The sequence below is a fragment of the Alkaliphilus hydrothermalis genome, from assembly GCF_016908555.1.
GTDB lineage: Bacteria > Bacillota > Clostridia > Peptostreptococcales > Natronincolaceae > Alkaliphilus > Alkaliphilus hydrothermalis.
Genome location: NZ_JAFBEE010000001.1, coordinates 16,510 through 30,147 on the forward strand (window position 1 = coordinate 16,510; position 13,638 = coordinate 30,147).

Here is a 13,638-nt window from a genome sequence, read left to right on the forward strand (position 1 = left end):
AGGAGGAAAGTTGTTAAATAAAAAACATATAAAATAAAAAATTAGGAGGTATGGCGATGGATGCTTTTATGATTCCTGGTATTATTGTTGGTGTAATTGTTCTACTGATTTTCAGTATTCTACTGATGTGGAAAAAGGTTCCTCAAGATAAGGCTATTGTTATTACTGGTCTTAGAAAGAGAGTAATCTCTGGGGGCGGTGGATTTGTAATCCCCCTATTAGAAAGAACTGATATTATCTCGCTGGAAAACATGAAGATTGAAGTTAGAACTGATGGGGCTTTAACTGAGCAAGGTGTTGACATTAAAGCCGATGGTGTAGCTGTATTAAAGGTAAAATCAGATTTAGAATCTATTTTATCAGCTATTGAGCAGTTCAATACTGGAGCTGAGAAAACAACGATCGAAAGTATTAAAGATACTGCTAAAGACGTATTAGAGGGTAAGCTAAGGGAAATTATTTCTAAGATGTCTGTAGAAGAAATTTACAAAGACAGAGAAAAATTTGCTTCTCAAGTACAAGAGGTAGCTGCCCTAGATTTAGCCCAAATGGGTCTTGAAATCAAAGCCTTTACAATTAGAGATATCAAAGACGATAATGGATACTTAGTTGCTTTAGGTAAGAAGAGGATCGCTGAAGTTAAGCGTGATGCTGAAATCGCTGAAGCAGAAGCAAATAAAGAAACAAAGATTAAAACTGCCAATGCCAATAGAGAAGGGGAACATGCTCGATTGGTATCTGAGGCACAAATTGCTGAATCTGCTAAGGAAAAAGAGTTAAAGGTTCAGGCATATCGTAAAGATCAGCAAACAGAAACTGCAAAGGCCGACCTTGCCTACGAAATCGAGGCTAGTAAGGTGCAACAGGAAGTAGAAAAGGAGAAAATGCAGGTTCAAATCGTTAAAAAGCAAAAGGAAATCGAATTAGCTGAGCAAGAGGCCCTAAGAAGAGAAAGAGAACTTGATGCAACAGTAAAGAAGCAAGCTGAGGCAGAAAAGTTCAGTCTTGAAAAGAAGGCAGAAGCTGCTAAATACAAAGAAATCCAAGAAGCAGAGGCAGCTGCTCAATCTATTAAACTTCGAGGGGTGGCAAATGCTGCTGCCCAAAGGGAACAAGGTATGGCAGAAGTAGAAATCATCCGTGAAAAAGGTAAGGCTGAGGCGGAAGCAATGCTAAAGAAGGCAGAAGCCTACAAGCAATACAACGACGCTGCGATTACACAAATGATTATTGAAAAGCTTCCTGAAATCGCTAAGGCTGTAGCAGAACCATTATCTAAGACAGAAAAAATTGTTATTGTTGACTCTGGAAATGGCAGTGGAAATGGTCAAGGGGCAGCAAAGGTTTCAAAATATGTTACTGATATAATGGCATCTTTACCCGAGACAGTAAATGCATTAACAGGTGCAGATTTGACCCAAATGTTGAGTAAATTTACTGGCCAACAGGGATCAAATGTAGCTCAAGAAGTATCACAGATCCAAAGACTACAGCAGCAACCAACAAAGGAACAATAATAATAAAGCCCCCACGGTTATTAAAACTGCGGGGGTTATTTATTGTCTTAGAAAATTAATCGTCTAATGTAAGTTAGAAGTATATAAAGCTACAACATTCTTAAGTTTTTTTATTTATAAATAGACTTTTTTTAAATATCCCCGTATTAATTGGTGAAGAAGGAATTAAGGCATAATAAATCTAATAAATCATACAGGAGGGAGAAAAATGCAAAAACGATTATATAAGTCAAGACATGATAAAAAGTTATTCGGTGTTTGTGGTGGAGTTGCTGAATATTTTGGTATAGACTCAACTTTAGTAAGGCTAGGGTTGGTGCTTCTTACTTTAATGCCTGTTGGTTCAGGGATTATATTATATATTCTTGCAGCCATCATTATGAATGAAGAACCGAGAAATTTTTAGAAAAAGAAGTAAATAAAAAGCAAAGTGAAGTTTAGAAGAAAAGATTAGAGCAAAATCATGTGGAGGGATGTAAAATGAAAAAAAAGTTATATCTATCTCGACGAGATAAAAAACTAGCTGGGGTATGTGGTGGAATCGCCGAGTATTTTGATATTGATGCTACTTTAGTAAGGTTACTGTGGGTGTTATTCACCATTATGCCCAATGGTGCAGGGCTAATACTTTACGTAATAGCTGCAATTGTAATGACTGAGGCACCTCGTCAGCAGGAAGTAAAAAATGATTCTTGGGAAGTTGAGGCTGAGGTGGAGGTTATGGATGATGAAGGAAATCCAAACAAAACTGAAGCTAGAGATTATGCAGAAGCAGAAAATATTGAAAGGGAAGAAAGCAGTCCACCAAAAAGGTCTGAAAGGGATGGTCTGTTAATAGGGGGAATATTAGTAATATTGGGAGGTTATTTATTTACTAGAAACTTTTTTGACTTCTTTTGGTTGGACTTTAAATATCTAGTTCCAATGATCTTAATTGGAATAGGAGCTGCAATCTTAATAAAGGGAAGGAAGTGATCCTTTTGAATAGAGATCGTATTGTTACAGGGATAATATTGATTGGAATAGGGATAATGTTTTTACTTGCTAATATGGGTCTAGTTAGTTGGTGGAGTTTTAGTGCTTTGTTTGATTTTTGGCCTTTAATACTAGTGGTTGTTGGGATTAATATCATGTTTAAAAAGAATACCATCGTTTCAGTAATTTCTTGGGTATTGTTTTTCGGTGTCCTCATCGGGTTTAGTTTTTATAACTTCAATGGAGATATGGCAAGTGGCCGCCCTGGTACCCACAATATGACCATAGCAAATCAAACAGAAACCACTGAAGGAGATGTGAAATTGGTTTTGGGAGGCGTGAAAATGAATATGTCCTCTACAGAAAATCATTTATTTGATGCCAGTTATTCTTCTAGAGAAATCAGAACAGAAGAAAGACATAACGATAACAAAGTTATTATTAAGGTGGAACCTAAGGAAAAGAACAAATTTATTAAAACGAATTCTGATTCAGAATATTTCAATGCAAAGCTTAATAAAGATGTTGTTTGGGACATAGATGCTTCCATTGGGGCTGTGTCTGGGGAGTTGGACTTTGGTGACCTCTCCATCAGGAACTTAGATTTAGATATAGGGGCAGGTAATATAGACTTGTTTATGGGGGACCAATACATCCAAAGTAATGTGGAGATTAATACGGGGGCCAGTAAGTTAAAGCTGTATATAAAAGAAGGAGTAGGCGTAAAAATAAAACTGGCTGGAATTCTGAGTAAGACCAATCTTTCAGATTTAGGATGGGTAAAAGAGGGGGATTACTATTATTCCAACAACTATCAAGAGGCTAAGAGTCAAATTAATTTTGACATCAATGTTGGTGTTGGGAAATTTGATATAATAGTGAGATAGATATAAATACACATATATCAGGGTACGGCTTTTTCATTAGAAGAAGATGCCATTCTTTCAACAGACTATAGACTTACTCCCTTAGTGGAAGTAGGTCTATTTTTTTGACAAAAAATTAGAGAATCTAATTAAATATATTGTATAATTAATGTAATCGCTTAAGTTTTTGAATTAGTTTAAATTTTATAAAAAGGAGGCAAACATAATGTTTCACATAGATTTGAACTGTGATTTGGGGGAGGGCTTTGGCAATTATAGGATTGGAAATGATGAAGAAATATTAAGATATGTTACTTCTGTTAATATTGCCTGTGGTTTTCATGCTGGAGATCCTATGGTAATGGGAAAGACGGTGAAAATGGCTTTGGAAAAGGGGGTTGGCGTTGGGGCACATCCTGGGTTTCCAGATTTGATGGGATTTGGAAGACGTAACATGCTGGTTTCAACGGAGGAAATCAAAGCATACATCATCTATCAGGTTGGGGCACTAATTGGATTTATTAAAGCTAATGGTGGTGAGCTTCAACATGTCAAGCCCCATGGGGCTTTATACAATATGGCAGCAAAGGACTATGGCCTAGGAAGGGCAATAGCAGAGGCAATCTATCAAGTAGATAAAGATACTATTTTTGTTGGACTGGCTAACTCTGCTATGATTGAAGCTGCTAAAGATGTAGGGCTACCTGTTGCAGTGGAGGTTTTTGCAGATCGCAATTACAATAGTGATGGTTCTTTAGTATCCCGCAACCTTCCCAACGCCATGATTCATGACGTAGAATTATGTTTTCAAAGGGTTCTTCAAATGGTGAAGGAAAATACTGTTGAAACGGTTGAGGGGAATCTATTGAAAATCAAGCCCGATACCATTTGCCTACATGGGGATCATCCTCAAGCGGTGGCGTTTGCGGCAAGGCTAGAGGAAATGTTGAGGGTAAATGGGATACTGTTAAAATCAATGGGTGAAAACCTGTAGGAGGCATTGTATGGAGTTGAAATTCAATTTTTTTCCAGCAGGAGATAATGGAATCATACTACAGCTGGGGGAGAATATATCGAAAGAAATCAATGGGAAAATCAGACGTATTGTCTATTGGATTAATGAATCAAAGGATGAGTTTAAAGAAGTCATTGAAGTGGTCCCTACTTATACGACTATCTTAATTATTTACGATCCCCTACAATCCTCCTATGGGCAACTGGTGAGAAAGCTACAGGCCGTTGGGAAACTAGGGAGAGGGCAACAACTTCCACCAGCTAGAATCATCCATGTGCCAGTGGTTTATGGCGGGGATTTTGGACCAGATTTAGCCTTTGTCGCTGAACATAATAATTTATCGGAGGCGGAGGTCATCCAGCTTCACAAATCGGAAAAGTATTTAATTTATATGATCGGCTTTACACCTGGGTTTCCCTATCTAGGGGGAATGCGGAAAGAAATTGCAACCCCAAGGTTGAAGGTGCCAAGGGAGAAAATTTCGGCAGGGGCTGTTGGTATTGCCGGGAATCAGACGGGTATTTATCCCATTGAGAGTCCAGGGGGATGGCAGTTGATTGGTCGGACGCCTCTGGATTTGTTTAACCCCTATAGGGAGCCAGCGGTATTGTTTCAGGCAGGAGACTATATTAAATTTGTAGAAATCACCAGAGATGAATATATAAGGATAGAAGATGAAGTTAAACAGGGTACGTATCATCTGAAAATGTCCTACTAAGGGAGGGGATGACATGAGTAATATTAAAATAATTAAAGCTGGACTGCTGACCACCCTACAGGATAAGGGGAGATTTGGTTTTCAACAGTATGGAATCCCTGTAGCTGGGGCTATGGATCAATATTCATTACAGTTGGCGAATCTACTGGTGGGGAATGAAGTCGACAATACAGCATTGGAGTTTACCCTGATGGGCCCTACGATTCAGTTTGAAGATAATCTGACATTTGCCATTACAGGAGGAGAATTTCAGCCTACCCTAAATGGAAAGTCGATTAAAATGTATCAGACCATCTATGCAAAAAAGGGGGACGAATTAGCTTTTTCTACAGTGCTCAACGGTTGTCGAGGTTACTTAGCCATAGAAGGCGGTTTTGGAGTTGAAAGAATCATGGGGAGTCAATCCACCTATCTACGGGGTGGTTTTGGTGGATTTGAGGGGAGGAAGCTTAGGTCAGGCGATTTGATTCCTCTTGGAAAGCCCACCAGTGGGAGAAGTCTAGGAATTAGAAGGATTCCTAAGGATATGATTCCAGAATATAAAAGTGAAAGAGTGATTCGGGTAATAATGGGGCCAGAAGACAATCGTTTCTCAAAGGAAGGAATTGAAACATTTTTAAGGGAAGAATATCATCTCTCTAATCAGTTGGACAGAATGGGGTATCGACTTGAGGGAAAAAAAATACAACATTTGGATGGGGCGGATATTATTTCAGGTGGTATTAATTTTGGAGCTATACAGGTGCCTGGGGAGGGTAAACCTATCATCATGATGGCGGATCATCAGACGACTGGAGGCTATACAAAAATTGCAAATGTCATTTCTGTGGACCTTCCATATCTTGCCCAGATGAAACCAGAGGATAAGGTCACTTTTAAAGCAATAACGGTGGAGGAAGCACAAGGGTTTTTTCGTCGTCAAGTAGAGGGAATAAGGGATTTGGAAAAGAGATTCAAAGAAAACACTGAGCAAACATCTTCAAATGAAATTAGAGGACGGAAAAAATTCAACATAATTGTAAATGGTAAATCATACTATGTATCAGTTGAGGAAAGGCAATAACCTGTATCAGAAGAGGCTATCGTCTAAGAAATATGTATGGTAATTACCAAAATTTGTTGAAAGACATCTGTGAATTAGGGTATAATAAAATCAAATATTAAATAATATACAAACCCAAAGATTAGTGTGGTATTAACGAGAAATTATTCCTTAGAAAAATATAATTCACTTGATTGATTCAGGGGATGATGTAAAGGTTATTCACTTATTGGCGGGATGATGCTAAGGAGGTAGATTTTATGATTATTGTTAATACGCCAGATGTACCAGGTAAAGAGGTTGGAGAAGCGTTGGGAATGGTAATGGGTAGTACAATCCGAGCTAAGCATATTGGAAAAGATATTTTAGCTGGGTTTAGGCAAATCGTTGGTGGAGAGCTAAGGGAATATACCGAAATGCTTGAAGAAGCTAGGGAATATGCAATGAAGAAAATGGTAGATGAGGCTACTAAGCTAGGTGCTGACGGCATCATCAATGTTAGATTTTCCACTTCTGCTGTCATGCAGGGGGCTGCTGAGATCTTAGCTTATGGTACTGCTGTTAAGTTTAAGTAGCCTTATTACAAATCAAATAACGAATCCCCTAGGTGCAAAGCTTAGGGGATTTTGTTAAGTAAATGAGTTAGTTTAACATAAGTAGCACTAATATAAGAATATAAAAGAAGGTGTCTAATTGAAAAAATCAATTTTACTTTTTACCCTTATCCTCACCCTATGGGGCACCCTCCATGCCATCATCATTACAATCGATGGGTTAAATGATGACCTAGCCAAAGTAGATGTAGGGGTGGTGCTAGGAAATAAAGTGGAGCTGACGGGAGAGCCCTCAAAGAGGCTCCAAAGTAGGCTAGATAAAGGGGTAGAACTATACAAGAAAGGGTATCTTAGATATATTATTGTTAGTGGTGGGATCGGTGTAGAGGGTTTTGATGAAGCAGTTGTCATGAAGGAATATATGGTGGAAAAAGGTGTACCAGAGGAGGTAATCATAGTAGATATTGATGGCTACAACACCATGATGACGGCGGTCAATTCAAAGAAAATTATGGATGAAAAGGAACTGGACTCTGTCATGGTTATTTCCCAATATTACCATATTGCCAGAAGTAGACTGGCCTTCAAAAAGGCTGGGTTTGACAAGGTGTATTCTGCCCATGGTAGATTTTTTGAAATAAGAGATTTTTACTCTACTGCAAGAGAAGTTGTGGGGTATTATAGATACCTTCTATACAATATCAAATAAGAAAATGATGGAATCTATATGGGGTTACAAAAATAACATATTTTGTAGGAACTTTTTTTAATCACTGAGCGTCTAAAATAGGTAAAAAGAAATTCAAAGGATGTGATGAAGTGAAATTATTTAAAGCACTGTTTCTAATTTCAACGATCCTCATGACACTAGTGGGATGTTCAAAAGCACAAACACCCGTATCGGACATACAAATTATAAAAGTGGATAGCAGTCCATACTATGAAGTTTTTACTGTGACGGATGAAAATTTTGAAGTTAAAACCTTTATAAATGGTCTAGAGTTTGAGGAAGATGAAGAAATTAGAATGCATTCAACCATAGAATATATTGGCAATGAGGAAAAAATCGATATATGGTCTGGAGACCCTTTTTTTATCTACACAATACAAGATGGTGTAGAATACTTTAATGAAGGTATTGTACATGAGTTATTAATGAAAACCGAGCTAAAGAAGGGGGAAATATTCAAAATACCCTTTTCTCAAAGTGGTGGATACAGTGCTGATGATCCCAAAGCAGCCTATTGGAAGGAATTTTTCTCAGAGAAGGAATTAAAGCTACCCAAAGGAGAGTACATCTTTACAGCGGCAACCGCTTTTTCTTTAGATAAAGAGCAAAAAGAAAAAGTAGTGTTAAAAAATAAATTCTATGTTAAGATAAAGTAATGTAGGAAAATATTGCAGGTACCTACTATTAATCTATAGTAGATATCTGTTTTTTTATAATGAATAGTTTACATTAAATTAATATATACGAGAAATTTTTCGTAAATGAGTTTCAACATAAGTTATCAGTTAAATCTTCTGAAGGAAGACTTTGTTCATATTTTCGAAAATAAAAGAAATACTAATAAGAAGACAGATTTTAAATTGTAAATAGTAGAAGGGGGTGGTGAAGTGGAGTATGGTTTTGCAGGCAGAGTAATTACTTTAGTAGTACTCCTTTTTGCCTCAGCGTATTTCTCAGCCAGTGAGACGGCTTTAATGACTTTAAGTAAAATTAGAATAAGACATATGTTGGATGAAGATATTCCTGGTGCCCGATTAATTTCTAGAATTACAGAAAAACCAGGGAAAATGCTGAGTACCATCTTAATTGCAAATAATGCTATCAATATTGGTGCCTCAGCATTGGCCACATCCCTTGCAATAGATATTTGGGGGAATAGTGGTGTTGCAATCGCCACTGGTATAATGACCCTGTTGGTTCTAATTTTTGCAGAAATTACGCCTAAATCATTAGCTGCCAAGAAGGCGGAGCAGGTGTCTTTGAAGATTATAAAGCCCTTTTCCTATGTTGTTAATCTTTTAAATCCAATAGTAGTTATATTTACCTATTTGACTAACATCATTTTGAAGATCATAGGAGAGGAAAGTGATGGGGAACTACCCTTCATTACTGAGGATGAATTAAAAACCATCGTTACCGTTAGTCATGAGGAAGGGGTTCTAGAGGTTGAAGAAAAGCAAATGATTTATAATGTTTTTGAATTCGGTGATCTGCATATTAGTGATGTGATGATTCAAAGGACAGATATTATTGCTTTTGATGTGAATACATCCTTAATGGAAATTCTTGAAACCTTAAAGGAAGAGCAGTTTTCTAGATACCCAGTCTATGAAGATAGTATAGATGATATTATAGGTGTGCTTTATGTTAAGGATATGCTATTGGGGGAAAATATCCACCAAAACTTTGATATTAAGAGATTTATGAGGAAGCCCTTCTTTACTTTTGAGTTTAAGAAAATAAGTTCTTTGTTTAAGGAAATGAAGAAGAATCGAACCCACATTGCTGTAGTACTAGACGAGTACGGAGGAACAGCAGGGATTGTTACCATAGAGGACTTAATAGAGGAGATAGTAGGGGAAATACAGGACGAATATGATGAACATGAAATAGAAGAAATAAAGGTGATTAGCGATAGTGAGTATCTTGTAGAGGGGAGTGCAAAAATTAACTTAGTTAATGATCTTCTAAACATTAAAATTGAGTCAGAAAACTTTGATTCTATAGGAGGTTTCATCATAGGTGAACTAGGAAGACTGCCGAAGGAGGGGGAGGTAATCACCTTTAATGGTGCAAAATTCAAGGTGGAGATTATTGATAAGAATCGAGTAAAAAGCGTACGGATTAAACTGTGAAGGGGAAAGCCTATAAAAGGTATCCCTTTCTTATTTGTAAAATAGCAAAAAACATTTCATAAGTTTAAAATATAAAACTTTTTTTGCATATTTATATTTACAATAGGCCAAAATTATTATATACTAGTTAAGTGCTCGAGAGACATATTAAAAAACATCGTGCTGATGTAGCTCAGTAGGTAGAGCACTTCCTTGGTAAGGAAGAGGTTCGGCGGTTCGAGTCCGCTCATCAGCTCCATTAAACTATAAAAAAGGCCACTTTTCGAAAAGGTTCGAGGGGTGGTTTTTTATAATTCCATTGATATCACTTCAGTATAAAAAATAAGTAGCAATTAACCTCAAGTTTATCACTTGGGGTTTTTTTATGTCTAAATTCAAAAGAAGTTGTCGTGAATAAGTAATAAAGGTTTTCTCTGATACATAAATATTATTACATCTATTGAATCGTTGGTATAGCTTGTACGTGACAGTTGTTATCACAAGCGGAGAAGGAGCAGGTTATGAATAGAAGGATTTTGGAAAAACATCTCTTGTTACTTTTTTTAGGGGGAATTATGCTTGTTTCTTTTATGGAATTAAAAAACAACATTGAAAAGATTAGAGTGGAGCATTTAGGAAATCAAAAGCAAGAGACAAAATTTCTTCATCAAAACAACACTAATCCTGACGATATTAAAAAGCACATAATAAACAAAGGAGAGTTATTTAGCATGAAAATGCACTCTGAGAAAGCGGAGAAGGGAAACGACCATTGGAGGATAATTGAACGAAAAAATAGCTATAACAATGAGCTACAGTTCTACAGTACTAATAATGTAGAACTGAAGGATGAACGCATTGTTATTACTTCAAAAAAGGAAACAAAGGAGGATAACGAGTATACATCGGGATTGGTGGAGAGTACCAATGCCTATAAATATGGCTTCTTTGAGTTTACCATTCAAGTTGACGAGGGGAAGGGATTATTTCCAGCTATATGGCTATTACCTATCAATGATGAACCTCTACCTGAAGTAGATATTTTTGAGATGATTGGAAGCGAACCTCAAATTTTTTATGGAGTAGTTCATTATAAAGAAAATGGTGGGCAGTATGCTGATTACTTTGAATATGAAGTGTCGAAGAAGCAGCAGTATTCTGTTGCATTAAAGTGGACTCAGGAAAATCTCCTGTGGATAATAGATGAACAAGAGGTTTACGCTACTTCTAAGGGAGTACCTAATGAATATATGTTCCTAATAATAAATCAGGCAATTGGAGGGAATTGGCCAGGGAATCCTGATGAATCGACTATTTTTCCTAATAAATTTAAAATACTTTCGTATAAAATCGAACCAATATTTATGAAGGGTAGGGATTAGTCAATGTTGTTCTACCTAACAATATTTATCAGTACATTTTTTTCTGTATACCACTTAATCAGCTCCCTAAAATTTGCCGACAGAAGGGTTTTGTATGAAGTTCAAGAAAGAGGAATCACTATACTAGTCCCCTGTTATAATGAATCCCCAATACTGAAGTATACAATTGATGGTTTGTTAAATATTGATTACAAGCACTTTGAAGTAATGATTATTAATGATGGGTCAAATGATGATTCTTTTGAAGTATTAGTGGATTTGCTTGATTTAGTCTTGTGGGAAGGAGAAAGTTTTACGCTGTTATCAGATGAAGTCAAGTTAGAGGTAAAGGGAAAATATAGATCGAAGACCCATCCATTCATCTATGTGATAGACAAAAGCAATAGCGGGAAGGCAAAGAGTTTGAATGTAGGAACCTATTATGCTAAAAATGATTTAATCGTTACTATGGATGCTGACTGTGTATTGGATAAAAAGGCTTTAAATAATATGAACGCCACCTTTGACGATGAGGATGTCATTGCATCTGGAGGGGTAGTTCATATTATGCAAATGTTTAAATTGGATCAAAAGGTCAGCATAATAGTATTGTTGCAGGCATTGGACTACATTAAAGGTTTTTATGTTTATAAAGCTTCTCTTGCCTACAATGATGCCTTAAGTATTATCTCAGGGGCATTTGGTGTGTTTAGGAAAGGGATCATTTTAGAGTTGGGGGGATTTAAGGCTGGTTTGGGGGAAGACATAGATATCACATTAAGGGTACAAGAGTATGCGAAGGAAAACAATAAAAAAGTATTATTTAATAAGAATGCTATTTGTTATACAGAATGCCCAGAAAGTATTAAAGAATTAGTTGGGCAAAGAGTTAGATGGCAAAAAGGCTTTATTGATGCTCTTTTGAATAACAGTATTTTCTTATTTAAGAATATTTTTTGCAATAATGTGTGTTTCTATATTATTATAGATGCTTTATTGAGTAATTCCTTTGCTACTGTAGTTTTTATTATTAATATTATTTTGATATGTACTAAGATAGCCTATGGATATTCATTGTACGTTTTAATTTACTATTTAACTACTTTATTATTTAATGTAATTAGTTCAGTGATTGCCATTAAGTGTGCTAAGAGGAACATACCACAACTAAAAACAAAACCCCTCTATTTAATGATATTTTATGACTTGGTGTTTTTTCAATTACTAAGAATATACTTCTTCTTTAAAGGAACAGCTACCTATTATTATGACAACAAACACTGGCATAAGGTCGTTAGAACAAATCATTCCTATAGGGTGTAGGGGAGTGGAGGTAAAGTCCGTGGAAAAACATGAAAAGGTATATCGCCATGAAATTAAGTACTTCATTCATAAAAGGCAAGCAGCTGAACTAAGGTTTTTTTTAAAAAGCAATACGACATTAGACTCAAATGGAGATGAAACTGGCTCCTATTGGATTCGAAGTCTGTACTTTGATACACTAGATAATCGAGATTACTATGAGAAGATGATGGGACACAATATTAGAAAAAAAATACGACTAAGGATTTATGAGCAAAACACACCTACAGTAAAGTTGGAGATAAAGAATAAGTATAATAACTATACTTTAAAAGAATCTGCCACAATCTCGAAGGAAGTTGCATTGGCCCTGATCCAAGGGGAGTCAAATAAATTATTGAGGTACAAAAACAGTACTTGTAATAAAGTGTTTGCCCTTATGCATTCAAATTTATACCGTCCAATCGTGACTGTTGACTATGAGCGGGAAGCATTTCTATATAATATTCAAAATATTCGATTAACAATAGATAAAAATATCAGGGCTTCCTGTGATTATGATGTTTTTTTTGGTGATGAACAATGTATGATACCAGTGATTAACGAAGGTATTTATGTGTTGGAGATAAAATATGACCATGTGTTACCGCCTTTTTTGCAGAAAGTACTATCTACCTTTCAAATACAGAGGTCTCAGGTCAGCAAATATTGCTTAGGACGAAACATTCTTGGGAAATAAGGAGGAGGTTGAATGAAAAAAGTAATGGATCAGCTCATGGAGCAGGAGATTTTATTTACTTTATTTGGAGGAACAGACTTTTTTACAATGGAAAAAATTATTTTTAATCTAGTCGTAGCAACTCTTTTAGGGCTCTTTATATATTTTGTATATAAAAAGACTTTTTCAGGAGTCATGTACTCCCAAAATTTTAATGTTACTATTGTAATGATTTGTATAATAACAGCTATTGTCATGATGCTAATAGGAAAAAATTTGTCTCTCTCACTTGGTCTAGTTGGTTCTCTTTCCATCATTCGTTTTCGGACCACCATCAAAGACCCTCGGGATATTGGATTTATATTTTGGGCTATTACAGTGGGGCTGGCAGCAGGGACAAATGAGTTTATAGTGGCGATTATTGGAAGTATCATCATTGCACTAATACTATTTATCTTTAATCGAGTAATTTATATGGATTATTGTTATTTATTGGTTTTAAAGGGGACTGAAATAGAAGCTAAAGAGATTGGAAGGATTTTAAAAGAGTACAAAATTCCCTTTAAACTGAAAATGAAAAATACCAATAGCCTTTTTATGGAAACTACTTATGAAATTTCTTTAAAATCAGTTTCGGAGGATACTGTCATCAAAACCTTTAGAGGACTTGAAGGAATAGAGGAGGTACATATTGTTAACTACAATGGAGAGGTCAGTGGATAGGAA

The 13,638-nt window shown here is 36.1% G+C and carries 15 protein-coding genes and 1 tRNA gene; all 16 read left to right on the forward strand.

The annotated features are described in order from the left end of the window. Window positions 1-56: 56 nt before the first annotated feature. The 16 genes from JOC73_RS00035 (at window position 57) to JOC73_RS00110 (ending at window position 13,635) form a co-directional block, all read left to right on the forward strand. Window positions 57-1,517, forward strand: a complete 1,461-nt coding sequence (locus JOC73_RS00035; RefSeq protein ID WP_204399792.1) for a flotillin family protein — start codon at window positions 57-59, stop codon at window positions 1,515-1,517. A 208-nt stretch (window positions 1,518-1,725) separates the two neighbouring features. Next, window positions 1,726-1,923, forward strand: coding sequence for a PspC domain-containing protein (locus JOC73_RS00040; RefSeq protein WP_204399793.1), 198 nt, complete (start codon window positions 1,726-1,728; stop codon window positions 1,921-1,923). 74 nt (window positions 1,924-1,997) lie between these two features. After that, complete coding sequence (locus JOC73_RS00045) at window positions 1,998-2,492, forward strand: PspC domain-containing protein (RefSeq protein ID WP_204399794.1); 495 nt, start codon at window positions 1,998-2,000, stop codon at window positions 2,490-2,492. A gap of 5 nt (window positions 2,493-2,497) precedes the next feature. Then, a complete protein-coding gene (locus JOC73_RS00050) occupies window positions 2,498-3,379 on the forward strand; it encodes a LiaF transmembrane domain-containing protein (RefSeq protein WP_204399795.1) in 882 nt (293 codons plus the stop codon). Window positions 3,380-3,584: 205 nt separating this feature from the next. Further along, entirely contained in the window at window positions 3,585-4,352 is a 768-nt protein-coding gene (locus tag JOC73_RS00055; protein ID WP_204399796.1) for a LamB/YcsF family protein, read from the forward strand. Window positions 4,353-4,362: 10 nt separating this feature from the next. Further along, window positions 4,363-5,091, forward strand: coding sequence for a 5-oxoprolinase subunit PxpB (gene pxpB, locus JOC73_RS00060; RefSeq protein ID WP_204399797.1), 729 nt, complete (start codon window positions 4,363-4,365; stop codon window positions 5,089-5,091). Between the two features lie 13 nt (window positions 5,092-5,104). Then, a complete protein-coding gene (locus tag JOC73_RS00065) occupies window positions 5,105-6,154 on the forward strand; it encodes a 5-oxoprolinase subunit C family protein (protein WP_204399798.1) in 1,050 nt (349 codons plus the stop codon). Window positions 6,155-6,393: 239 nt separating this feature from the next. Next, complete coding sequence (locus tag JOC73_RS00070; protein WP_204399799.1) at window positions 6,394-6,708, forward strand: YbjQ family protein; 315 nt, start codon at window positions 6,394-6,396, stop codon at window positions 6,706-6,708. Window positions 6,709-6,826: 118 nt separating this feature from the next. Continuing rightward, entirely contained in the window at window positions 6,827-7,396 is a 570-nt protein-coding gene (locus tag JOC73_RS00075) for a YdcF family protein (RefSeq protein ID WP_204399800.1), read from the forward strand. 110 nt (window positions 7,397-7,506) lie between these two features. Continuing rightward, a complete protein-coding gene (locus JOC73_RS00080) occupies window positions 7,507-8,073 on the forward strand; it encodes a hypothetical protein (RefSeq protein WP_204399801.1) in 567 nt (188 codons plus the stop codon). A gap of 231 nt (window positions 8,074-8,304) precedes the next feature. Then, window positions 8,305-9,552, forward strand: coding sequence for an HlyC/CorC family transporter (locus tag JOC73_RS00085; RefSeq protein ID WP_204399802.1), 1,248 nt, complete (start codon window positions 8,305-8,307; stop codon window positions 9,550-9,552). Window positions 9,553-9,713: 161 nt separating this feature from the next. Then, a tRNA-Thr gene (locus JOC73_RS00090) sits at window positions 9,714-9,790 on the forward strand. 262 nt (window positions 9,791-10,052) lie between these two features. After that, window positions 10,053-10,913 carry a glycoside hydrolase family 16 protein gene (locus JOC73_RS00095; RefSeq protein ID WP_204399803.1) on the forward strand — a complete coding sequence of 287 codons (861 nt, stop codon included), beginning with the start codon at window positions 10,053-10,055 and terminating at the stop codon, window positions 10,911-10,913. A 3-nt stretch (window positions 10,914-10,916) separates the two neighbouring features. Then, window positions 10,917-12,215, forward strand: a complete 1,299-nt coding sequence (locus JOC73_RS00100) for a glycosyltransferase (RefSeq protein ID WP_204399804.1) — start codon at window positions 10,917-10,919, stop codon at window positions 12,213-12,215. Between the two features lie 19 nt (window positions 12,216-12,234). Continuing rightward, window positions 12,235-12,933, forward strand: a complete 699-nt coding sequence (locus JOC73_RS00105; RefSeq protein ID WP_204399805.1) for a polyphosphate polymerase domain-containing protein — start codon at window positions 12,235-12,237, stop codon at window positions 12,931-12,933. A 12-nt stretch (window positions 12,934-12,945) separates the two neighbouring features. Then, complete coding sequence (locus JOC73_RS00110; protein ID WP_204399806.1) at window positions 12,946-13,635, forward strand: DUF4956 domain-containing protein; 690 nt, start codon at window positions 12,946-12,948, stop codon at window positions 13,633-13,635. Window positions 13,636-13,638 lie beyond the last annotated feature (3 nt).